Source organism: Serratia sp. H402Y, from assembly GCF_051172415.1.
In the GTDB taxonomy this organism is placed as follows: Bacteria; Pseudomonadota; Gammaproteobacteria; order Enterobacterales; family Enterobacteriaceae; genus Serratia; species Serratia ureilytica.
The window spans coordinates 215,161-234,455 of sequence record NZ_JBPIYZ010000004.1 but is presented as its reverse complement, the minus strand read 5'-3'; the positions used below and the strand labels follow the sequence as shown (position 1 = coordinate 234,455).

Annotated in this window: 29 protein-coding genes and 4 tRNA genes; 30 read left to right on the top strand and 3 right to left on the bottom strand. The window is 54.0% G+C overall.

All coding sequences use genetic code 11. The features are described from left to right. Window positions 1–357: 357 nt before the first annotated feature. The 3 genes from ACSBQS_RS19615 to ACSBQS_RS19605 all read right to left on the bottom strand — a co-directional run bounded on the left by ACSBQS_RS19615 (window position 358) and on the right by ACSBQS_RS19605 (window position 1,802). Window positions 358–537 carry a hypothetical protein gene (locus ACSBQS_RS19615; RefSeq protein ID WP_275095821.1) on the bottom strand — a complete coding sequence of 60 codons (180 nt, stop codon included), beginning with the start codon at window positions 535–537 and terminating at the stop codon, window positions 358–360. Between the two features lie 17 nt (window positions 538–554). Further along, window positions 555–716 carry a hypothetical protein gene (locus ACSBQS_RS19610; RefSeq protein WP_154640411.1) on the bottom strand — a complete coding sequence of 54 codons (162 nt, stop codon included), beginning with the start codon at window positions 714–716 and terminating at the stop codon, window positions 555–557. A 345-nt stretch (window positions 717–1,061) separates the two neighbouring features. Beyond that, window positions 1,062–1,802, bottom strand: a complete 741-nt coding sequence (locus ACSBQS_RS19605; RefSeq protein WP_046688405.1) for an XRE family transcriptional regulator — start codon at window positions 1,800–1,802, stop codon at window positions 1,062–1,064. A 98-nt stretch (window positions 1,803–1,900) separates the two neighbouring features. Here ACSBQS_RS19605 and ACSBQS_RS19600 point away from each other — a divergent pair, with 98 nt between their 5' ends. The 30 genes from ACSBQS_RS19600 (at window position 1,901) to ACSBQS_RS19455 (ending at window position 19,294) form a co-directional block, all read left to right on the top strand. Continuing rightward, a complete protein-coding gene (locus ACSBQS_RS19600) occupies window positions 1,901–2,149 on the top strand; it encodes a helix-turn-helix domain-containing protein (RefSeq protein WP_072010281.1) in 249 nt (82 codons plus the stop codon). Window positions 2,150–2,166: 17 nt separating this feature from the next. Further along, window positions 2,167–2,481 carry a hypothetical protein gene (locus tag ACSBQS_RS19595; protein WP_434991302.1) on the top strand — a complete coding sequence of 105 codons (315 nt, stop codon included), beginning with the start codon at window positions 2,167–2,169 and terminating at the stop codon, window positions 2,479–2,481. A gap of 97 nt (window positions 2,482–2,578) precedes the next feature. Further along, on the top strand, window positions 2,579–2,770 hold the full coding sequence (locus ACSBQS_RS19590) for a hypothetical protein (protein ID WP_158524113.1): 192 nt from the start codon (window positions 2,579–2,581) through the stop codon (window positions 2,768–2,770). A gap of 6 nt (window positions 2,771–2,776) precedes the next feature. Next, window positions 2,777–2,935: a hypothetical protein gene (locus ACSBQS_RS19585; protein ID WP_154232795.1), complete on the top strand. Its 159-nt coding sequence runs from the start codon at window positions 2,777–2,779 to the stop codon at window positions 2,933–2,935. Next, entirely contained in the window at window positions 2,928–3,986 is a 1,059-nt protein-coding gene (locus ACSBQS_RS19580; protein WP_041033761.1) for a replication protein, read from the top strand. Before ACSBQS_RS19585 ends, ACSBQS_RS19580 begins: the two co-directional genes overlap by 8 nt. Continuing rightward, window positions 3,986–5,377, top strand: a complete 1,392-nt coding sequence (locus tag ACSBQS_RS19575) for a replicative DNA helicase (RefSeq protein ID WP_434991321.1) — start codon at window positions 3,986–3,988, stop codon at window positions 5,375–5,377. Before ACSBQS_RS19580 ends, ACSBQS_RS19575 begins: the two co-directional genes overlap by 1 nt. Next, window positions 5,377–5,799 carry a hypothetical protein gene (locus ACSBQS_RS19570; protein ID WP_085819278.1) on the top strand — a complete coding sequence of 141 codons (423 nt, stop codon included), beginning with the start codon at window positions 5,377–5,379 and terminating at the stop codon, window positions 5,797–5,799. The genes ACSBQS_RS19575 and ACSBQS_RS19570 overlap by 1 nt, the downstream gene beginning before the upstream one ends. Next, window positions 5,796–6,152: a RusA family crossover junction endodeoxyribonuclease gene (locus ACSBQS_RS19565; protein ID WP_434991301.1), complete on the top strand. Its 357-nt coding sequence runs from the start codon at window positions 5,796–5,798 to the stop codon at window positions 6,150–6,152. Before ACSBQS_RS19570 ends, ACSBQS_RS19565 begins: the two co-directional genes overlap by 4 nt. Continuing rightward, window positions 6,149–6,547, top strand: coding sequence for an antiterminator Q family protein (locus tag ACSBQS_RS19560; RefSeq protein ID WP_060706489.1), 399 nt, complete (start codon window positions 6,149–6,151; stop codon window positions 6,545–6,547). The genes ACSBQS_RS19565 and ACSBQS_RS19560 overlap by 4 nt, the downstream gene beginning before the upstream one ends. A gap of 260 nt (window positions 6,548–6,807) precedes the next feature. Further along, window positions 6,808–6,884: transfer RNA gene (locus ACSBQS_RS19555), tRNA-Met, on the top strand. A 2-nt stretch (window positions 6,885–6,886) separates the two neighbouring features. Continuing rightward, window positions 6,887–6,967 (top strand) — tRNA-His (locus ACSBQS_RS19550). Between the two features lie 2 nt (window positions 6,968–6,969). Continuing rightward, a tRNA-Gly gene (locus ACSBQS_RS19545) sits at window positions 6,970–7,044 on the top strand. A gap of 435 nt (window positions 7,045–7,479) precedes the next feature. Then, a tRNA-OTHER gene (locus ACSBQS_RS19540) sits at window positions 7,480–7,605 on the top strand. A gap of 154 nt (window positions 7,606–7,759) precedes the next feature. Continuing rightward, window positions 7,760–8,077, top strand: coding sequence for a phage holin family protein (locus ACSBQS_RS19535; protein ID WP_060441685.1), 318 nt, complete (start codon window positions 7,760–7,762; stop codon window positions 8,075–8,077). Then, window positions 8,064–8,498 (top strand): lysozyme, encoded by a 435-nt coding sequence (locus tag ACSBQS_RS19530; RefSeq protein WP_434991300.1) that lies wholly within the window; start codon window positions 8,064–8,066, stop codon window positions 8,496–8,498. Before ACSBQS_RS19535 ends, ACSBQS_RS19530 begins: the two co-directional genes overlap by 14 nt. Further along, on the top strand, window positions 8,495–9,049 hold the full coding sequence (locus ACSBQS_RS19525; protein WP_434991299.1) for a hypothetical protein: 555 nt from the start codon (window positions 8,495–8,497) through the stop codon (window positions 9,047–9,049). Before ACSBQS_RS19530 ends, ACSBQS_RS19525 begins: the two co-directional genes overlap by 4 nt. Then, complete coding sequence (locus tag ACSBQS_RS19520) at window positions 9,027–9,227, top strand: hypothetical protein (protein WP_434991298.1); 201 nt, start codon at window positions 9,027–9,029, stop codon at window positions 9,225–9,227. The genes ACSBQS_RS19525 and ACSBQS_RS19520 overlap by 23 nt, the downstream gene beginning before the upstream one ends. A 130-nt stretch (window positions 9,228–9,357) precedes the next feature. Beyond that, window positions 9,358–9,546 (top strand): hypothetical protein, encoded by a 189-nt coding sequence (locus ACSBQS_RS19515; protein WP_089196687.1) that lies wholly within the window; start codon window positions 9,358–9,360, stop codon window positions 9,544–9,546. An 18-nt stretch (window positions 9,547–9,564) separates the two neighbouring features. Next, window positions 9,565–10,173 carry a terminase small subunit gene (locus ACSBQS_RS19510; RefSeq protein ID WP_208093570.1) on the top strand — a complete coding sequence of 203 codons (609 nt, stop codon included), beginning with the start codon at window positions 9,565–9,567 and terminating at the stop codon, window positions 10,171–10,173. 222 nt (window positions 10,174–10,395) lie between these two features. Beyond that, the gene (locus ACSBQS_RS19505) at window positions 10,396–12,018 is read left to right on the top strand and encodes a TerL protein (protein ID WP_406876392.1); all 1,623 of its coding nucleotides are present in this window, start codon (window positions 10,396–10,398) and stop codon (window positions 12,016–12,018) included. Next, the gene (locus ACSBQS_RS19500; RefSeq protein ID WP_434991297.1) at window positions 12,018–13,484 is read left to right on the top strand and encodes a DUF1073 domain-containing protein; all 1,467 of its coding nucleotides are present in this window, start codon (window positions 12,018–12,020) and stop codon (window positions 13,482–13,484) included. Before ACSBQS_RS19505 ends, ACSBQS_RS19500 begins: the two co-directional genes overlap by 1 nt. A gap of 55 nt (window positions 13,485–13,539) precedes the next feature. After that, window positions 13,540–14,088: a phage head morphogenesis protein gene (locus ACSBQS_RS19495; protein ID WP_434991320.1), complete on the top strand. Its 549-nt coding sequence runs from the start codon at window positions 13,540–13,542 to the stop codon at window positions 14,086–14,088. Between the two features lie 260 nt (window positions 14,089–14,348). Then, window positions 14,349–15,581 (top strand): DUF2213 domain-containing protein, encoded by a 1,233-nt coding sequence (locus ACSBQS_RS19490; protein WP_434991296.1) that lies wholly within the window; start codon window positions 14,349–14,351, stop codon window positions 15,579–15,581. A gap of 4 nt (window positions 15,582–15,585) precedes the next feature. Continuing rightward, window positions 15,586–16,083, top strand: coding sequence for a structural cement protein Gp24 (locus ACSBQS_RS19485; protein WP_434991295.1), 498 nt, complete (start codon window positions 15,586–15,588; stop codon window positions 16,081–16,083). Between the two features lie 11 nt (window positions 16,084–16,094). Then, entirely contained in the window at window positions 16,095–17,036 is a 942-nt protein-coding gene (locus tag ACSBQS_RS19480; protein WP_164134396.1) for a DUF2184 domain-containing protein, read from the top strand. Window positions 17,037–17,077: 41 nt separating this feature from the next. Next, window positions 17,078–17,476: an STY1053 family phage-associated protein gene (locus tag ACSBQS_RS19475; protein WP_060432002.1), complete on the top strand. Its 399-nt coding sequence runs from the start codon at window positions 17,078–17,080 to the stop codon at window positions 17,474–17,476. Then, a complete protein-coding gene (locus ACSBQS_RS19470; RefSeq protein ID WP_434991294.1) occupies window positions 17,457–17,870 on the top strand; it encodes a DUF4054 domain-containing protein in 414 nt (137 codons plus the stop codon). The genes ACSBQS_RS19475 and ACSBQS_RS19470 overlap by 20 nt, the downstream gene beginning before the upstream one ends. Then, a complete protein-coding gene (locus ACSBQS_RS19465) occupies window positions 17,867–18,373 on the top strand; it encodes a hypothetical protein (RefSeq protein WP_241170913.1) in 507 nt (168 codons plus the stop codon). Before ACSBQS_RS19470 ends, ACSBQS_RS19465 begins: the two co-directional genes overlap by 4 nt. Then, window positions 18,373–18,759, top strand: coding sequence for a head-tail adaptor (locus tag ACSBQS_RS19460; protein ID WP_434991293.1), 387 nt, complete (start codon window positions 18,373–18,375; stop codon window positions 18,757–18,759). Before ACSBQS_RS19465 ends, ACSBQS_RS19460 begins: the two co-directional genes overlap by 1 nt. Then, window positions 18,752–19,294: a phage neck terminator protein gene (locus ACSBQS_RS19455; RefSeq protein WP_434991292.1), complete on the top strand. Its 543-nt coding sequence runs from the start codon at window positions 18,752–18,754 to the stop codon at window positions 19,292–19,294. Before ACSBQS_RS19460 ends, ACSBQS_RS19455 begins: the two co-directional genes overlap by 8 nt. The last annotated feature ends 1 nt before the right edge of the window (window position 19,295 follow it).

The window sequence follows — 19,295 nt, the reverse complement described above, 5'->3', positions numbered from 1 at the left end:
TGTTCACATACCGTTAGCGTTGGCAGTGGTGTCATAACATGTCCTCTCGGTAGAAATTCACATGGGTAAGCGCGCCCCACAAGGTGCGCTTATTGATGTGAAAAAAGAGCCCCGGCGAGCGGGGCAAACTGGAAGAAACGAAGGTGTCATGGTGAGTGCCAGGGTGATGCCCGGCTTCAGATGCCTTTACTTTTAAGCCCAATAAAAAACCGCATCCCTCCGGGCTGAATAACTTTATCTGGACAGGTAAAACCCCAGCGCCGACCAAAATGCGACGCAGATGACAACCACGCCCAGCCAGACTTTTTCGTTGAATGTCATGATTGCCTCAGTGCGCCCCGTAGGGCGCTGTGGGTGTTAGCTGGAAAATCCAGTCACTTCGATTCGGCAAATCGGATACGTGTACAGCTTGTTATCCGAGATGATTTTCTGCGCCGCCTCAAAGCTGTCAGCGCTGTTGCAGTACTTGATGTTCTCGCAGTAGCGGCCATCGTCGTCATCAGGCTTTCCAGCCAAAACCGTGAATTCAAGTGCCATCGTGTAACCCTCTGCTGTTAGTTGGCGCACTGGTGCTTTTTGCTGAATACGCGCTGAGCCTGGATTGCTTTGCCTGCATCCGGTGTGCGGTAGAAAACCTCCCGGCATTTGTTGCAGAACAGAACCTTCAGGCCGTGACCATCAGTACCCCAGCCAACGTGCTCATTGATTGCTTTCATCGTGTAGCTCCTCAGTGGTTTTATGCCTACCGCCCCACACTGGCAGCGGCAGGGTAAATCCACTCTTTCCCTAAAGAACGTTACCGGTCGATCCCTCTCGGGGCCGGGGAGTGATTGCATCGCTCACCCCTGGGCGTCTTACCTGTTTGGCTTCCTGCCGGTGACGTTGTTGCTGTCGATGGATTTAATTTATGCGTATAACGCAAATGCGTCAAGCGCAAATATAAGCGTGAATTTGTGTTTTTACGCATATGATTGAAATTTCTGGTTAAATAATTTGCGTGGTGGAGTGGATTTTAGGCACAAAAAAACCGGCCTGAGCCGGTTTGATTGCTTATATGTGGTTTACCAGGTGGATGAAGACCAGAAAACCCGACCAAGAACAACTAGTTGTTCTTTTCTTTGTTGGAGGGTAAGAACTTCGTCTTTAAACTCTTCTCGGTTCATTGATCGGATCACGACACCGCCGTCTGGCTGCTCAATAAGATATTTTACTCTAAGTAGGTCACCATGACGGATGCCATAGGCCTTACCATCCCGGATGCGCGTATCGTCGGTGTTAATGCCTACTACATCACCGTCAGACAATCTTGGCTCCATACTGTTGCCGATCACACGAACAAGCTTGGCCGCAGAAATAGACACTCCCAACTTGTGAAGATAGTAACGCCGGAAAATTAAGGCAAACTCTTCTTTTTCCACAATTTCGACACTGCCATCACCTGCAGCAAAATGAACGTCAATTAGTGGGATTTCCACAAATTCCTCGCTGTCCTGAGCTCCATCCTCCCACACTGAGGCTTTAAGCCTGGTTGGCTGAGCATCAGATTCAGGAGATAAGTTTTCGAAAGGCAAATCAGGCCGGAAAAGGTCGCTAACAGGGCGTTCAAAGAAGTCAGCAATTTTTCTGATCATCTCGTCACTATAACCCTGCTTAGCCCGCTCCAGGCGAGAGATGTTCCCTACGTCGCTATCAACAGCATTCGCAAGGTCAGCAAGATTTAGCCCCTTCTTAACGCGAAGGTGCCGGATGTTACGACCTACAGTAGGGTCGATTTCTTTAGGTAGCTTCTTTTCGGTTTCCATGCCGTCATTTTTCCATTCATGTGCGTCACACGCAAAGCGTCTTGCGCAAAAATGAAATGCGCATTAATATGCGTGTAGCGCAATTAAAAGGGGCCGCTATGCAAACACCACTTAGAAATATGCGTGTAAAGAAAGAGCTCAAGATCACTGACGTAGCCCATGCGGTCAATTGTGACCCTGGATACCTTAGCCGTGTAGAACGTGGCGTGCATACAGCATCGCCTGAGTTGGCTGAAAAGCTATCTCGATTCTACTCCGGTGAGATCACCGAGCTGCAAATTCTTTACCCAAAACGTTATGCGCGAGCCAGCGAAAGCCAGCCGCCAATCATCAACCAATCACTGTAAGACAACGGAAATTGTAAATGGAATCAGTCGCAACAAGTCGCAATTCAGTACGCATCAACTGCAAACCTGAAATGCTGGAGAGCTTCTTTCACAAAGAGGCCATTTTGCGCGGTAACAAGCCGCTTGCGATGGGTATGGGGATCCACCCTTCGGGGTTGAGCCGTGACAAGGTTCGCATCGTGAAGATGGCGGCGCGGATGGTGTTGGAACTTGGATTGCCTGAAGGATGTGTTGCAGCTCCAGGATGCGAGCAAAACGTAGTGCTGACCGGCGATGAGGCAAAAAAGTTGCTTTCGATACTGGAGCACATCCAGGAACCAAAGACGGAATAGGAGAGGGTATGAACCATATCCAGTTCATTGAGAAACATATCAAGCAAAAGCTGATTGAAGCCGGCTATAGCGCTGCTATCGCACAGGGGGGGGGCAAATGAAGGTGTTGACCTCTACAAGCGCAGCTCACAAGCCAGCGCCAAAGGAAGGATGTTTGATGACTGTTATCGGCATGCGCGGTTGTGGGCAGAGAAAAACAGCACAGCCGTTGATAAGCCGATCAAGAAAAAACAAAGCCGAACTGCGCCAACAGCTCGGCCGGGTCTTTTTTAAACCGTCGGAGGTTTGAATCATTATGCGCAAAAACAAACGCACAACGCAAGAGCGCGAAGTTACCCGCGATGACTTTTTGAAGCCGGCAGATCCGATCGGAACGATGTCACCCGTTTTTCATAAACGGTTTGTTGAGGAGTTCCGCAGGGTTAAAGCGCAACAGGAAGGCCGTCATGAGTAACACCGCTGAAATCATCCAATTCCGTGCGCCTGTGGAGCGTGAGGAGCATCGCGTGGCCGATACCGATGATGGGTATGTGCGCCTGGCGAATGAGCTGTATGAGGAGCTGATTGGCGCCAATTTAACGCGCAATCAGGCCAAGGTTGCGCACGCTGTATGTCGCAAAACTTATGGCTACAACAAGAAGGTTGACCGCATCGCTGATAGCCAGCTGGCAGAGATTACCCGTTTGCCAAGGCAGAAAGTTAACAAGGCTAAGAACGAACTGATTTCTATGGGGGTTTTGCTCCGCGAAGGAATGATGATCGGGCCGAATAAGAACCTTTCTGAATGGAAAATTCCAGAGTGTCACCAAGATAGTGACTTTGTCACCAAAACAGTGACAAAAAGTGTCACCAAAACAGTGACAGGGTTGTCACCAAAACAGGGACACACAAAAGACACTATTCAAAAGACATTAAAAACAGATCCCCCTAAAGCCCCCAAGGGGGAATTTTCGGAGGAAGTTCTCTCACAAGCAAAACAAGCCCTGGAGTATTACAACGAACTCACAGGAGGTTCCTGCCGTTCTGCAGAACCATTCGCAGTGCTGCTGACCGAAACCAAAACCCGCAGCGCGTACACCCTGCAAGACCTGCAGTTGGTTTGCCGTTGGGTGGTGCGCACCTGGAAGCAGCGAAATAACACCGTTGCCAAGCCGGCGAACATCTGCCGGGTAAACCGGTTCGATGGCTACCTGTCCGACGCCGAAGCCTGGCAGAAAACCTGCGTAGAAATCGACTGCCAAGCGGTGGTGGATATTTACAACGAAATTACAGCGGGCCGTATGGCGCCTGTAGAGCTCGACAGGGAGCGAGAAATTTCTATCCGTGAACTCACTACCCACCTCGCCACAAAGTCACCGGAGGGCTTTGGCGCGTATTTTTCTGCATTCCTTGAGGACGCCAGAGAGTTTTATTTCGGCGGCCCGACTGGGGAAGGCTGGCATGCTGATTTTGAATACCTGATGAAACCTCAAACACTGCGCAAAGTTCGGGAGGGAACCCTGTGATCAACATCGACATCGAAGCAAGCGTGATTGGCGGCTTGCTGCTAAGCGGGTTGACACCGGATGCCGCTGACGTTGTGGCTACGCTTGACCCAGAAGCATTTTCTGTTCCGTTTTACCGCAACACGTTCAGGGAAATTACTCGCCAGGCCAATAACCGCGGCCTGATTGACAGTTTGCTGATCGCTGAGGCAATGGGGGATCAGCACTTTGGTGATGTCATGGAAACCTGCCGGAAATGTCCAAGCGCTGCGAACCTCAAAGGCTATGCCCGCCTTGTGGGGGAGTATTACCAGATCCGCCAGTTCACAAAGCTGATGGAATCCAGCTACGACCTGATCGCCGGCGCCCAGAACCATGAGCGGGCACTCGTAGGCATTCAGGAGTTTTCAAGCAAGATTTTCTCTATTGCCAAGCCACACGACGAGCATCGCCCCGTTCACATCGACGAGCTGCTGGAGTCTTACGCTGAGCTGTTACAGCACCGCATGGACAACGGCGAAGAGTCAGACACGCTGAAAACCGGCATCCCAGAGCTCGACGCAATTACCGGCGGTCTTAACCCTGTCGATCTCGTTGTCGTGGCCGCACGTCCTGGCATGGGCAAGACCGAGTTTGCGCTCAAAGTGGCCGAAGGCGTGGCAACGTCGACCGTTCGAATCGGCAATGCCGAGATGCCGCGCGGCGTTCTCATTTTCAGCATGGAGATGAGCGCACACCAGGTTATCGAGCGCCAGCTTGCCAATGCATCAAACATGCCTGTTTCTGCTCTACGCAATCCCGCACAGAAAATGGGCGATGAAGAGTGGGCGCGAGTTTCTGCCGGCATCAGTCGCCTGCAAGGGCTTCAGGTTTGGATTGTCGACGCCTCAAAGCTCAACATCGAACAGATCCGCGCGATTGCAGAGCGACTGAAGCGTGAGCACCCGAACCTTTCGTTGATCCTCGCTGATTACCTTGGGCTCATTGAAAAGCCACGCGCAGAACGAAACGACCTGGCTATTGCGCATATCTCTGGTGGACTGAAGCGCATGGCGAAAGATTTAAAAACGCCGGTGATGTCACTCAGCCAGCTTTCCCGAGACGTTGAAAAGCGCGCACCTGGTCAGCGCCGGCCGACAAACGCCGATTTGCGCGATAGCGGAAGCATTGAGCAGGACGCAGACAGCATCATCATGCTGTACCGCGAGGCGGTTTATCAGGAAGACAGTCCGGCGGCGCCATATGCCGAAATCATCGTAACGAAAAACCGCTTCGGCTCGCTCGGAACGGTTTACCAGGAATTTCGTAATGGTCACTTCATGCCGACCGATCAAGCGGCTGCATCGCAGATCTGCCGTGCCAAGCCTCAGCAAAAACAAGAGCGTCGATACGCCAGCAAGAGGGATATCTGATGAACGATTTTTGCCTGCATGAAACCACCAAGGCCCAGCTTTGGCCTGTCCTAAAAGAGCTGGTGGCTACCGGTAAGCGTTACCGCGTGAGCATCGTTGAATGGCGAGAAAAAAGGTCTCTGAGTCAAAACGCGTTGCTCTGGAAGTGGAATGGAGAGGTAGCGGCTCAACTTACCAGAACCGGCAAAGGCAAGTTTGATCAGGACTACGTTCACGAATATCTAAAAGACCTGTACTGCCCTCCTAAGCCGATCACAGTGATGGGGGAAACGCGTTACGTGAAATCGACCAAGTTACTCGACACCGGGGAAATGACTCGCTACCTGGAGCAAATCGACATGTGGGCACATCAGCGCGGACTTCGTCTGACGATCCCAGCGCAGTGTGAATATCGCCAACTGATGGAGGCGCAAAACGCGTGAAAACCTACAGCATCATTCCAGTGCCAAAGCCGCGAATGACTCAGCGTGACCGATGGGCGTTACGTCCTCCCGTTTTGCGCTATCGCGCCTTCTGCGATGAGGTGCGACACAACCGCATATCACTGCCCGAAAGCGGCTACCACGTTACCTTCGTTATGCCGATGCCGCCAAGCTGGAGCAAGAAGAAACGCGCTGAGATGGCCGGGAAACCGCATCAGCAGAAGCCAGATGCAGACAACTTACTAAAAGCCCTTATGGACGCAATCTACTCTGAAGATTGTGCCGTTTGGGATGTCCGCGTAACCAAACGCTGGGGAAATGCCGGCGAGATAATCATCAAGGAAATTATATGAGAGATATCCAGTTGGTATTAGAGCGTTGGGGCCAGTGGGCGAAAGACAACAGCGGTGTGGACTACTCTCCGATCGCAGCAGGATTTAAGGGGCTTCTGCCGAATACGAGCAAGAGTAAGCCTTCATGCTGCGATAATGATGGCCTGATTGTTGACGGCGCCGTTGGTAGATTGAAGAAGGTACGCGACGAAAGAGAGCTTGGTGTAATCATGCTGCACTACCGATACGGGGTATCAAAATCGGAGATAGCCCGTAGATGGAAGGTTTCAGAAGGGAACATAAGGCAGAAGCTGATGATGGCAGAAAGCTTTATAGAGGGCTGTTTAGCTATGACTGGGGCGACGCTTGAGATGGACGCTTGGACAAGCAGATCGGAAATTTCGGCTGTCGCGTAAATTTCCGCTTTTCGTTACGAATTTTACTAGCTATTGTGATAAGAGTGGTTACGCAGTGACGTAGCTTATCAACTTTCAAAACCTCGCTCCGGCGGGGTTTTTTATTTCTGGTTTGTGGAGTGGGCGGCGGAGAGGGTATCGGTGAACTTCACTAGTAGTTGTCGGCGATGTAGGATACTCTCCGGTTGTGGTGAATTGCAGTCCTCCGAGACAAGCCGAAGATAAGCGCCGGCCGCCACTCAACATTTCATCCTCGCCTCGGCTATTTAGCTCAGTTGGTTAGAGCAGTCGGCTCATAACTGATTGGTCGCTGGTTCAATCCCTGCAAGGGCCACCAAACCGCCATTAGCTCAACGTGGCAAGAGCATTGCTTTGTGACAGGAAGTAAGAGCCGGGGTTCGAGACCTCGATGGCGGACCAATGCGGTCATCGTATAATGGCTATTACCTCAGCCTTCCAAGCTGATGATGCGGGTTCGATTCCCGCTGACCGCTCCAAACATGACGCCGTAATGCAGGTTGCATTTTTTGTTCAGACGCCACCACCTGGACAGCGGACAGCGGACAGCGGACAGCGGACAGCGGACAGCGCAGTAAAGACTATGCTGTCACTTCACTCACTTTCCACCTTTGATATCGAGACTAATATTGGTTATCACCATAAAGCGCTGGTGGCAAATTCGAACGCTTAAGCGTCAATGGAGCGATGATCGGTCGCTGCGTAAGGCGGCTATTAAAAAAGACTGGTTCGGTGTGTTGGAGGTATTTCACTTTGAAAGAAGCTACATGGAAATCAAGCGGGGAGCGCGTCTCATTGCCTTGAGCTGAAAATGAAATTTCTGGTAATCACCAGGCTTTTTTGATCACAACAGGTAAGAGTATTGCCGGTACCAGATGGATTTATTGTCGGCGTCTAAGCAGTGCTCTTTCCGTTGTGGTGTAACTCAATTCCCGCTTGCGGGTTAGATGGGTAGAGTAATGCATTAACCGGTTTATCCGGCAGGGCAGGCATGATGCTAATGCTGAACCTGAGTGCGGGTTCGAGTCCCGCCACCACACAACATTCAAGCCTCGCCATCGTGCGGGGCTTTTGTATTTCAGCCCCAGCCAACGGACGACACACACGGCACCCTCTTACCGGCAGCGTTTACGGCTGGTGGCTGATTCCTGTCCATAACCCGAAACCGGGAAAGAGCCCCGGAAGGGGGAGGTTATGAAAATGCCCTGGAAGAACGAGCCCAACATCCTATCGATGCTGATTGCGTTTGGTATGACCCTGCTGGGCGCTATTGCCAGCTACTCATTCAAGGTTCTGAACGGCGAGGCCTTTAGTTGGCGCACGCTGTTTCTGCAGCTCTTCGTTTCTATCTTCGCCGGGTTAACTATGGTGATGATCGCCCTGCATTATGACTGGCCGTCAGAAGTGATGGGTGGCGTGTGTGGCATGGCTGGCTGGTCGGGGGCGTCACTGATTAAGGCGCTGGAGCGTCGATTCCTGAACAAAGCAGGTGATGGCTATGAAAACCAGTAACAACGGACGCAATTTCATCAAGGGTTTTGAGCAGCTTCGCCTGAAGGCATACCCAGACCCCGGCACCGGCGGCAAACCCTGGACGATTGGCTGGGGTCACACCAAGGGTGTGATGCAGGGCGATCAAATTACCCAGGAGCAGGCAGAGCAATTCTTCTCTGATGACTTGGCCGTGTTTGAGCTGACTGTCAACAGCGCGATTAAACGCCCGATGACGCAGAACCAGTTCGACGCGATGGTATCGCTGGCATTCAACATCGGCGGGCCCGCTTTTGCAGGTTCAACGCTGGTGAAGAATTTCAATGCTGGTGATGCCCAGGGGGCGGCGGATGAATTCCCCAAATGGCGCAACTCGGCAGGCAAAGTTATGCCTGGGCTGGTGAAGCGTCGCGCGGCAGAACGCGAGATTTTTTTGTCATGAACACCTCATTCAGCTTCCGCGCGATGGCGATCGGCCTGTTGCTGGTGGCGCTGATTGTTGCCGGCAGGCTGGCGTTTCACTTCCACAGCAACGCAGTAAAGGCCGGTGAGAAAGTTAAGCAGCTTCAGAGCGATAACACCCTGCTGGCGAAGGCAATCGCCACTCAGGCATTTCAGTTCCAGCGCGCCAACGAAATCAGCAACGCGGCGACTCAGTATGGCATCAACACCGACGCGGCCACACAGGGGAAAGAAATTGAATACCGGACGATCCTCAAGAATCAGCCGACGTGCGATCTGGCTGTGCCTGCCGCTATTGCTGGTGGGCTGCTCGACTACACGCACCGTCTACGTTCCCGCGCAATGTCAGCCGATACCATCGTCGCTGACGCAACCGGTGCTGGCGCCACTGCCTCCGGCACCCTGACATACTGTCAGGCGGTGCTGTGGATTGATCCGCTGCTGGCGGCGCTCGACAAAGCGAACAACCAACTGCTGGCGATACGCCAGTTAGACAAGGGAGTACAGGATGGAAAACAAACAACGCAGTAGTGATGAAGATTGTGGCGAATCGTGGGCTACCGGTAGCTTCGAAGATGCAGCCAGGCCGTTAATCAGATGGTTGGCTGAAAACGCACACCCACACCACACAGCCATTGTCACCAGCAATCGCGCTGAGTTGTTAGAAGCACAATCAGTGGTTGCCACTGAGGTCTATTTGAAAGGCTAGCTACCGTTTTACAAAATTCTGCAGAAGGTATTCACTGAGTGCCTTTGACAGAATAAACACTCTGAATCATCGCGTGGTGTTCAACTGCATCGCCGGGGTTATATCCAGCGAACCAGCAGGAAATTCTAATATGGCATTATCAAAAGAAGAAGAGACTCAGCGGCTGATTCTGCTGGGCGCAATCAGTCAGCTGAATGAAGCTGAACGGAATGAAATTTATGCACTGAAAGATAAGTTTCTGGGGGTGTTCAAAACAGCAACCAAGCCAGAGCTTGCAATGGCAGCCTTAGGATTGGCCTCAGCGGACGCTCAGAAATAGGATTGATAAGGAGTCGAAATGACGCTGACAGAAGAACAGAAGGCGCTTTTCGATGCCCTGACGAAGCTGCAAAAGAAATTCGTTACCTGCCTATTGAATGGCGACCGCCAGGCGGAGGCCTACCGTAACGCGGGAGGGAAAGCGAAGGGCGACGGAGTCCACTCGAAAGCCGCCGTGATGGTAAGAAATGGTAATGTCCAAGCCTTCCTCAAGTCCGTGCAGTACGAAGCAATCAATGAGGCGATCATGACACGCACAGAGGCGCTGGAGCGTTTGTCGAAGATGGGCCGAACAGCGTTGACCGATATCGCAGAATTCAAAAACTGCCAGATAGGCGAGGACGAAGAGGGCAAACCAGTTTATCAAGCGTCCTGGTCATTCCGCGATTCGGCGTTGCAAGACCCTGAAGCGATGGCGGCCGTTGCCGAACTGACGACGGGTAAAGACGGCATCAAGTTGAAGATGCACGACCCGAAGGCGGCGATTAAGCAGCTCGGCGAAATGATGGGCTGGGAAGCGCCGAAGAAAACCGAACTATCCGGCCCCGGCGGTGGTGCTATCAAAACCGAGAGCACCAACCTGTCAGCTGAAGAGGCGGCCGAGGCCTATCGTAAGTTGATGGGGTAAAACTGCTGAAAACACCCCGGAAATTCAATTTCAGGGCTATGCAAAAACACCCTTGTTTTATGCATCGTTTATGCAGTCCGTTTCCGACCAATCCGACGAGAAAACCCTGACAAATCACCCACTGAGCGTAATCAGCGGGTGAGTGCTGTTTCGCCGGTGCGGGAAACGGTCATTATGTTAAATAACCCCATTTTTCACACATTTTTCCCAGAGTAGCGAGCTATGCCTATTCCGTTCCCGTTCGACTTCAAAAACCCGGATTACACCCAGGTGTTCGAATGGCGGATGGAGCGCCTGCAACGCATCAGGGCTAACCCAGAAACGCTGCCTGCTATTCGCGAGTTTTACCGTACCAACCCGGCACAGTTCATTATCGACTGGGGAATGACGACAGACCCCCGCAACATCGATTACGGTCTGCCGGTGACAATCCCGTTTCTGCTGTTCCCCAAACAGGAAGAGTGGATCCACTGGATTATGACGCGCCGGGAAAACATGGAAAACGGCATCACGGAAAAGAGCCGTGAAATGGGGCTGAGCTGGACGGCGATCGGGCTGGCTTGCTCGCTGTGCCTGTTCAACAAAGAAATGGTGATTGGCTTCGGCTCCCGTAAAGAGGAGTACGTGGACAGCACCGGCGACCCGAAGGCGCTGTTCTGGAAGGCGCGCAAATTCGTTGAAACACTGCCGGTGGAGTTTCGCGGCAGCTGGAGCGAAAAAAAACACGCCCCCTATATGCGCGTTGAATTCCCCGATACGGGCGCCGTTATCAAAGGTGAGGCTGGCGATAACATTGGACGCGGCGACCGCACCACGCTCTATCTGGTGGACGAGGCGGCATTCTTGCAGCGCCCTTTGCTGATTGATGCTGCGCTGTCGCAGACAACGCGCTGCCGTATCGATTTGAGTTCGGTCAACGGCATGGCTAACCCATTCGCCCAGAAGCGCCATAGCGGGAAAATCCCGGTGTTCACGTTCCACTGGCGCAGCGATCCGCGCAAAGACGATGCCTGGTATCGCAAGGAGTGCGACAAGATCGATAACCCGGTAGTGGTGGCGCAAGAGCTCGACCTTAACTACAGCGCATCCGCCGAGGGCGTGCTTATCCCGTCAGATTGGGTACAGGCTGCTGTTGATGCGCATATCAAGCTGGGTATTCAGCCTACTGGTAAACGCCTTGGCGCAATGGACGTTGCAGACGAAGGGCGCGATAAAAACTCCTTTTCGACCCGCCACGGTTTCCTGCTGGAGAACGTCCGCGAGTGGTCAGGCGTCGGCAGCGACATCTACCAGTCGGTTGAGAAGGTTTTCGGGTTCTGCGACGCGGACAACATCGATGAGTACCGTTTCGACGAGGACGGATTGGGGGCTGGTGTTCGCGGCGACGCCCGCGCCATCAACGAGCTGCGTAAAGCCGCCCGCCGGCCGATGATTCTGGCCACCCCATTCAGGGGAAGCGGCGCGGTATTCGACCCCGACGATGAAGCGGTACGCGGCGACAACGGCCAGCAGGCGCGACTGAACAAAGATTTCTTTGCCAACGCCAAAGCACAGAGCTGGTGGCGTCTGCGCAAGTTGTTCCAAAACACCTACCGCGCAGTTGTCGAAAAAATGCCGTACAACCCCGACGAAATCATCTCCATCAGCAGCACGATGGAAAGCAAAGACAAACTCATCATCGAACTTTCACAGCCGACCTACTCAATCAACGGGGTGGGGAAAATCGTTGTGGACAAACAGCCTGACGGCACCAAATCGCCCAACCTGGCCGACTCGGTGATGATCAGTTACGCGCCAATGAATTCAGCCCTGAATATCTGGGAGCTGTTAGGGAGACAGGCCTGATGGCACGAAATAAACCCACCTCAAAGCGGACGGCACAAGCCACCGCCGACGGGTACGAGAACTTTGTCGCCCGCGTTGGGATGCAAACCCCTAACCAGCATTCAGCATCGACTTACCGGGCAAACTTCACCAGTCGCAACCGCATGATGATTGAGTGGTCATATCGCTCATCCTGGGTGATTGGTGAAGCCGTAGACGCCATCCCTGACGATATGACCCGCAAAGGCATTCGCATCACCTCAGAGATTGACGCGAAAGACCGTGGCGTTATTGAGTCGCAACTGGACAACATGCAGATCTGGGATGCACTGAATGACGTACTGAAATGGTCACGGCTTTATGGCGGTGCGGTTGGCTTCATCATGATCGAGGGGCAAGCCCCGTTTACGCCGCTGCGCCTGGAAACGATTGGCGAAGGTAAGTTTAAGGGGATCCTCCCGCTTGACCGCTGGATGATTAACCCTGTGCTCACCCGCCGCATTAAAGAGATGGGGCCAGACCTCGGTAAGCCCGAATTCTACGACGTTGTGACGACTGCTACGGGCATTCCCGCCTGGCGGATACATCACAGCCGCCTGATCCGGTTCGACGGCGTTACGCTGCCATTCCAGCAGAAAATGACCGAGAACGAATGGGGGATGTCAGTTGTAGAGCGCATCTGGGACAGGCTGACCGCATTCGATAGCGCTACGGTAGGCGCTGCGCAGCTGGTTTACAAAGCACACCTTCGCACCTACAGCGTGGAGAAGCTTCGCGAACTGATCGCGCTTGGCGGCCCTGCGTTTGAGGCACTCCTGAAAAATATCGACCTTATCCGCCAATTCCAGAGCAATGAAGGTATGACGCTCATGGATACCAAGGATAAGTTTGAAACGCACCAGTACAGCTTCAGCGGGCTTGACGACGTCATATCACAGTTTGCAGAGCAGATAAGCGGCGCCGTCGGCATTCCGCTGGTGCGCCTGTTCGGCCAGTCGCCAAAAGGTTTCTCAACCGGTGACGCTGACCTTGCCAACTACTACGACCGTGTCAGCTCACTGCAAGAGCGCCGCCTGCGCCTCCCGCTTAGGAAGGTACTGGACATCATGCACCGCTCTGAGCTTGGTAAGGAGCTACCGGAGGACTTCACTTTTGAGTTTAATCCGCTGTGGCAGATGTCCGACGTTGACCGCTCAACCGTGGCGGTGAATACCGTTACCGCCATCAGCACCGCGCTGAATGACGGGCTGATGTCGCCAAAGGCTGCGATGACGGATTTGCGCGAAAACTCGGATGTGACGGGTATTGGTGCATCGATCACTGATGAGGACATCGATAATGCGCAGTCGCAGTATGAGGATCCTGAACTTGAAACCGGCCCTGCGCCGGCGTTCAGAAATCCAGTATCAGAAAAGCCTACTGGGGATAGTCAGTCAGATAAATCAGATCGTAACTGGCTCCTACGATGGTTCCCAGGCAAGCGCTGACACGGTAGCCGATCACCTCATCGACTACTCGCAGGTGCTGGACGACTGGGCGGCAATGGTCGGTCAGAAAATGTTCCTGCAGGTGGAGCGGGAAGAGTGGAAGCAGTGGAAATCGGTATCACAGCAGATTTCCGAGGGACTACGTGATGTGGTCGGAAACACGCCGATCGGCCAGGTGACACAGGATATCGTTTACCGGCAAATCCAGTTGATGAAGTCGCTTCCCCTGGAAGCCGCCGACCGTGTTCGCGAAATCCAGCAGCGCGCTATACAGGCCACCATTCACGGCGAACGCCCAGACGCGCTGTACGAAATGATCATGCAGTCCGGTGATGTGGCGGCCAGTAGGGCGAAGATGATTGCCCGCACGGAGATCGGACGCGCCACGGGCGCACTGACGCAGGCCCGCGCTCTTGCTGTTGGCTCTGAAGGGTATTGGTGGCGCATTGAGGGCGCCGGCACGCGACCATCGCATAAAAAAATGCGGGATAAGTTCGTGTACTGGCATAACCCGCCGACGCTGGACGGCATGACCGGTCATGCCGGTTGCCTGCCTAACTGCAAATGCTGGTCTGACGTTCACATACCTGGGCCGAGAAAGTGAAAAATGCGGGCTTCGCCATCAATTCTCGCTGAACTGCAATAGTGGTGAATTATTGCGAAAATGTTGTAGTGAAAAACGTGGACTTTCAGCCGAGAAATCTGTGAGTTTTACGCCTCTCAGCCCGCATTTGCAGCGAGTGCCGATCGCGTGGTGCGCAAAAGGTCTATTATGTTAAATACGCCGGAAATCGGCGAAATTATCCCCCTCGATACAGGTCGCGCAAGCGGCCTTTTTTATGCCCGCCATTCAGCAGGTAACCCATGAAATATTTCTTTGAAACCCGACTGGGTGAGACGCGCTATGCGTTGGCTGACGGCTCACTGCTGTGTAAGGACGTGCCGATCGCCCGAACAGGTACGCAAGTCTACTCAGCCAAAGACCTGCCTAATCTGAAGCCGAACGCAGCGGGAGAAATCATCGTCAGACGCTCGCCAGAGCAGGTATTCGATCCTGCTACGCTGGCCTCGTTTGAGGGGATGAGCATCACGGTGCTGCACCCGGAGGATGAAGAAGGCAACGTTCGGCTGATCAATCCGCAGAACTGGAAAGAGCTGGCGCATGGTCATATCCAGAACGTTAGGCGCGGGACGGGTGACCAATCCGATCTGATGCTGGCCGACATCATCGTCAAAGATGAGTACGCCATCCAGTTGATCGAGGAAGGTCTGCGGCAGGTGTCATGTGGCTATGACGCAGAGTACGAACAGACAGCCCCTGGCGCAGCTGACCAGGTGGATATCACAGGAAACCATGTGGCTCTTGTTCCAAAAGGCAGAGCCGGAAATCGTTGTGCAATTGGAGACAGAGACACAATGGCAACTCAAAAGAAAAGCTGGCTACAGCGCCTTCGTTTCGCCCACAAGACAGGTGACGCGGACACGATGAACGAACTGCTGGACTCTGCTCCGGCAGCCGTGACAGTGGATGAGGGGGACTTGCCAAGCGGCGTAAACCTCAACATCAATCTTTCACCTCAGCAGCCGCTCCCGAAGAAAGATCCGGAGATGGGCGGCGAGCCTACCGGCGACGGCGAGGACGATATCAAAACCTTGCTGAAAGCGTTGCTGGCAAAACTGGAAGGGACGACCACCGGCGATAATGCCGATGATCCAGAAGGCAAAGAGAAAAAGGAGCCCACCGGCGACGGCGAGGACGACGAAGAAGAAACCACCATTACCGGCGATTCTGCTTACCGTGCGGAAGTCATCGTTCCTGGTATCGACCTCACCCGCAAGGTGAAGCCAACCGCCTTTAAACGTGACGTGCTGGCCGCTGCTGATAAAGCGCTGGTGCGCCAGGTGGTGGGGGACGCTGATATCAGCAAACTGCCGAAACAGTCGGTAAACATGGCCTTTAACGCTATCTCTGAGATTGCGAAAGGTCGCAATACCCGATCAACTACCGGCGATGCCCGTAGCCCGAATATCGGTACTCCAAGCATTTCCGCCCTGAACAAGCAAAACGCCGACTTCTGGTCTAACCGAAAAGGATAAAACAATGACTGCATACCTGTACCGGATGCCTGTGGGCATTGCCGGGGCTATCTCTCGCCCGCAGGATTTGACCGTAGAGCCGGTAATCCTCAAATCCGCTAATGCCTTCCCGGCTTATGGCCTGGCGGGGAAAATCGACGCAGACGGCTTTTTCGTGCCGCTGGCTGACGGTGACACAGCCGACAAAGTGAAAGGTATCTATGTGCGGCCTTACCCAACCACGTCGCAGCCTGACATGGTTCGTCAGGTAGGCACCGACAAGAACTTCCCCGGCGATGCAATGAAGCGTGGCTACATGACCGTCAACGTGGGCTCCGATGCCAGCACCATCAAAAAGGGCGCGCCGGTCTACATCGTTGTTTCCCCTGATGCTTCTATCAATGTCCCCCTGGGCGGTTTCATGGCGACGCTGGTTACCGACAAAACCGTTCTGCTGCCTAACGCAGAATTCACTGGCGCCGGCGATGCCGACGGCAACGCTGAAATCTCCTGGAAGATTTAAGGAAAAGACGAATGATTACTTTTGATCAGGCAACCGTTGATGCCTCCGGTGCGTTTCTCATCGGCGAACTGGAGCGCCTCGACCAAACGCTGAACTTGCCGCTGGTGGGCTATACCTGGAGCCGTGATATTCAGCTGCGCGAAGATGTGTCAATTGCTGATGACATCTCCAGCTGGACAAACACCAGTTTCGGCGCTGCCGGTACTGGCGCAAACCCGAACGGCAAAAACTGGATCGGTAAAGACTCGACCGCTATTGCTGGTGTGAACGTCAATATCGGTAAAGACGGCAACCCACTGAACCTGTGGGGCATGGAATTGGGCTGGACTGTTGTTGAGCTGAAAGCAGCGGAGCAAGTTGGCCGTCCGATCGATACCCAGAAATACGAGGGTATGCAGCTCAAGTGGCAGATGGACAACGATGAGCAGGTTTACATCGGCGATGATTCACTGGGTCTGAAGGGATTGACCAACCTGGTCGGCGTTACGTTGAACAACGCGCCGAAAACCTGGGCGGCATCCACCAATGACGAAATTCTGGATAGCGTGAACAGCATTTTGTCGAATGCCTGGGCAGCGTCTGGCTATTCCGTTGTGCCTTCTGATCTGCGCATTCCGCCTGAGCAGTATTCTTTGCTGGCAAGCCGCAAGGTTTCCGAGGCAGGCAACATGTCTCTGCTGAGCTATCTCTCGGTTAACACCATTGCATACCATCAGAACGGCGTGCCACTTGAGATCAAGGCCGTCAAATGGCTGAAGAAACGCGGTGTGGGTGGCAAGGATCGCATGGTGGCTTACACCAACGACAAGAAATACGTCCGCTATCCGCTGGTTCCTCTGCAGAGCGTGCCTATTCAGTATCGCGGCCTGTACCAGATCGCCACCTACTACGCCAAGCTGGGTGCGGTTGAGCCGGTGTACAAAGAAACCCTGTCCTACGTGGACGGCATCTGATCACCAGAACGGCCCCGAAAGGGGCCTGAAGGATTACCGAAATGACGAAAGAAAAACTGGTTACGATCCACGTACACACCCCATTCAAACTCACTCACGCGGATAACTCGGTGCAGGAGTTCGGCAAGGGGCGTCACAACGTTCCCGAGTCTGTGGCCGCTCACTGGTTTGTCGAAGCGCACACCGAAGCTTTGGGCGATTTCACCCCGCCAAATATCGACGAAGCCGGCGCGCAACGCATTGCTGAGCTGGAAGGCAAGGTTACCGAACTGCAGCAGCTTCTGAAGATTGAAAAGGACAAGGTGGTAGAGCAAACCGAACAGTTGCAGGCTGCTGCAAACGGTCTGGTTGAGCGCAATGAACAAATCACCGCACTTAACACCCAGGTAGCGGATCTGACCGCACGACTGGAGAAATCCAATGGAGCAGCCAAGAAATAAGGCGCTGCCAACGCCTGCAGACTTTCGCCGCGACTTCCCGCAATTCGCTAATGCCGCCACCTACCCAGAAGCGCAGATTCAGTTTCGCCTTAACCTGGCTGACATCCTGCTGAGCGAGAAAGTAACTGGTGCCAAAATATTCCCCTATCTGGTGGAGCTATTTGTGGCCCATTACATGGCGCTCTTTGCTCAGGATCAGCGGTCTGCCGCTGCCGGCGGTGCGGGCGGTGCATCCAGCGGTGTCCAGACATCAAAATCGGTTGATAAGGTCAGCGTGAGCTATGACGCAAGCGCGACGCTTAACCCTGATGCTGGATTCTGGAACAACACGCGCTACGGCGCGGAGTTCTGGCAGCTGATCACGATGTTCGGGGCAGGCGGCCGGCAGCTATGAAAAGCGGACTCAAGGTCAGGAAGGACAATGCCGAATCGGTGCTGTCGTCTTTGCGCTCGCTGTCAAAAATGGATGTGCTGGTGGGCATTCCAGAGGCTAACGCAACGCGTGAAGATGGCGAGAGCCTGAACAACGCGGAGATCGGCTATCTGCAATCTACCGGCGCCACGGTGCAGCTTGGCGGCCAAACCGTCACGCTGCCACCGCGCCCGTTTCTGGATATGGGGATCGAGGATACCAAGCCTCGAACCACTGAACACCTGAAGGCGGCGGCCGTGGCTGCGCTGAATGGCAAAGCGGAGGCAGCGCAGCGGGAGCTTGAAAGCGCTGGGCAGATTGCGCGGGATGGCGCCAAGGCGGTCATTGGTGCCGGTGATAGGCTTCACCCTCTCTCTGAGATGACGAAGGCTAACCGGCGCGCCAGGGGCATTCCCGGCGACAAGCCGCTCTATGCACATGGCTACCTGCTGCGCTCAATCACTTACGTGGTAAGGAGTAAATAATGCCGCTTCTCGACGTGACCGAGGTACTGCTGGATCCTGATTTTGTCGATACGACGTTGGTTTGCCATCGGCAGATTCAGCATCGGGACGATGACAACTTCACGACCAACACCCAGCAGGACATTCCTTTCTCCGGCGTGGTGACGGTTGACCGCTCCTTGGAAGCTCGCCGTATGGCCGCCGGTCAGAACATTAATGGCGCCATTCTTATCGTGACGCAATTTCGGCTCACACAGGGCCAGCCTGGTCTTGATGCGGATGTCGTAACCTATCGGGGTAGGGAATACCGCGTGACGTTCGTAGACCCGTACACGGCGTATGGCGCCGGGTTCGTTCAGGCACACTGTGAGCTGATGGAGTTTGACGGAGGATCACCCGTTGAGTAACGACAGCACAGCGCCCGGATACCTGACGCCGGTCAGTGATGGGCCTACCTACGACGAGGCGCTGGAACGCCAGGTTAGTCGGTGGATCCGTGGTGTCACCGGCATGGACGCGGGCGACGTCTATCCGCGCTGGACTGACCCGCAACCGCAGATACCGAAAAACGGCACTACCTGGTGCGCCTTCGGCATTACCGGCGTACAGGAAGACGCCAACCCCGCGTATATCCAGGGCGATGAAAGCGCCGCACAGTGGTCGCACGAAACCATCGATGTTCTGGCGTGCTTCTACGGCCCGCAGGGCATGACGGTAGCAACCCGTTTCCGTGATGGTCTGTTTGTCTCGCAGAACAATGACGAGCTGAAAAACAGCGATCTGACCCTGCTCGACTGTGGGCGCATATTCAACCTTCCAGAACTCATCAACAACCAGTGGGTGCGCCGGTATGACATCGCCGTGCGCCTGCGTCGCAAAGTGATCCGCGAGTACGGCATCAAGTCGCTGGTGGAAGCACCGGTTCAATTCTTCGGAGAATAAT

Bases quoted from the DNA above. Each gene is read 5' to 3' on its own strand.
- ACSBQS_RS19615 (WP_275095821.1), bottom strand. From the start codon at position 537: ATGGCACTTGAATTCACGGTTTTGGCTGGAAAGCCTGATGACGACGAT.
- ACSBQS_RS19490 (WP_434991296.1), top strand. From the start codon at position 14,349: ATGAAATATTTCTTTGAAACCCGACTGGGTGAGACGCGCTATGCGTTG.
- ACSBQS_RS19595 (WP_434991302.1), top strand. From the start codon at position 2,167: ATGGAATCAGTCGCAACAAGTCGCAATTCAGTACGCATCAACTGCAAA.
- ACSBQS_RS19500 (WP_434991297.1), top strand. From the start codon at position 12,018: ATGGCACGAAATAAACCCACCTCAAAGCGGACGGCACAAGCCACCGCC.
- ACSBQS_RS19590 (WP_158524113.1), top strand. From the start codon at position 2,579: ATGAAGGTGTTGACCTCTACAAGCGCAGCTCACAAGCCAGCGCCAAAG.
- ACSBQS_RS19570 (WP_085819278.1), top strand. From the start codon at position 5,377: ATGAACGATTTTTGCCTGCATGAAACCACCAAGGCCCAGCTTTGGCCT.
- ACSBQS_RS19560 (WP_060706489.1), top strand. From the start codon at position 6,149: ATGAGAGATATCCAGTTGGTATTAGAGCGTTGGGGCCAGTGGGCGAAA.
- ACSBQS_RS19535 (WP_060441685.1), top strand. From the start codon at position 7,760: ATGAAAATGCCCTGGAAGAACGAGCCCAACATCCTATCGATGCTGATT.
- ACSBQS_RS19495 (WP_434991320.1), top strand. From the start codon at position 13,540: ATGGTCGGTCAGAAAATGTTCCTGCAGGTGGAGCGGGAAGAGTGGAAG.
- ACSBQS_RS19485 (WP_434991295.1), top strand. From the start codon at position 15,586: ATGACTGCATACCTGTACCGGATGCCTGTGGGCATTGCCGGGGCTATC.
- ACSBQS_RS19580 (WP_041033761.1), top strand. From the start codon at position 2,928: ATGAGTAACACCGCTGAAATCATCCAATTCCGTGCGCCTGTGGAGCGT.
- ACSBQS_RS19605 (WP_046688405.1), bottom strand. From the start codon at position 1,802: ATGGAAACCGAAAAGAAGCTACCTAAAGAAATCGACCCTACTGTAGGT.
- ACSBQS_RS19520 (WP_434991298.1), top strand. From the start codon at position 9,027: ATGGAAAACAAACAACGCAGTAGTGATGAAGATTGTGGCGAATCGTGG.
- ACSBQS_RS19470 (WP_434991294.1), top strand. From the start codon at position 17,457: ATGGAGCAGCCAAGAAATAAGGCGCTGCCAACGCCTGCAGACTTTCGC.
- ACSBQS_RS19510 (WP_208093570.1), top strand. From the start codon at position 9,565: ATGACGCTGACAGAAGAACAGAAGGCGCTTTTCGATGCCCTGACGAAG.
- ACSBQS_RS19505 (WP_406876392.1), top strand. From the start codon at position 10,396: ATGCCTATTCCGTTCCCGTTCGACTTCAAAAACCCGGATTACACCCAG.
- ACSBQS_RS19525 (WP_434991299.1), top strand. From the start codon at position 8,495: ATGAACACCTCATTCAGCTTCCGCGCGATGGCGATCGGCCTGTTGCTG.
- ACSBQS_RS19515 (WP_089196687.1), top strand. From the start codon at position 9,358: ATGGCATTATCAAAAGAAGAAGAGACTCAGCGGCTGATTCTGCTGGGC.
- ACSBQS_RS19530 (WP_434991300.1), top strand. From the start codon at position 8,064: ATGAAAACCAGTAACAACGGACGCAATTTCATCAAGGGTTTTGAGCAG.
- ACSBQS_RS19465 (WP_241170913.1), top strand. From the start codon at position 17,867: ATGAAAAGCGGACTCAAGGTCAGGAAGGACAATGCCGAATCGGTGCTG.
- ACSBQS_RS19460 (WP_434991293.1), top strand. From the start codon at position 18,373: ATGCCGCTTCTCGACGTGACCGAGGTACTGCTGGATCCTGATTTTGTC.
- ACSBQS_RS19480 (WP_164134396.1), top strand. From the start codon at position 16,095: ATGATTACTTTTGATCAGGCAACCGTTGATGCCTCCGGTGCGTTTCTC.
- ACSBQS_RS19585 (WP_154232795.1), top strand. From the start codon at position 2,777: ATGCGCAAAAACAAACGCACAACGCAAGAGCGCGAAGTTACCCGCGAT.
- ACSBQS_RS19475 (WP_060432002.1), top strand. From the start codon at position 17,078: ATGACGAAAGAAAAACTGGTTACGATCCACGTACACACCCCATTCAAA.
- ACSBQS_RS19610 (WP_154640411.1), bottom strand. From the start codon at position 716: ATGAAAGCAATCAATGAGCACGTTGGCTGGGGTACTGATGGTCACGGC.
- ACSBQS_RS19600 (WP_072010281.1), top strand. From the start codon at position 1,901: ATGCAAACACCACTTAGAAATATGCGTGTAAAGAAAGAGCTCAAGATC.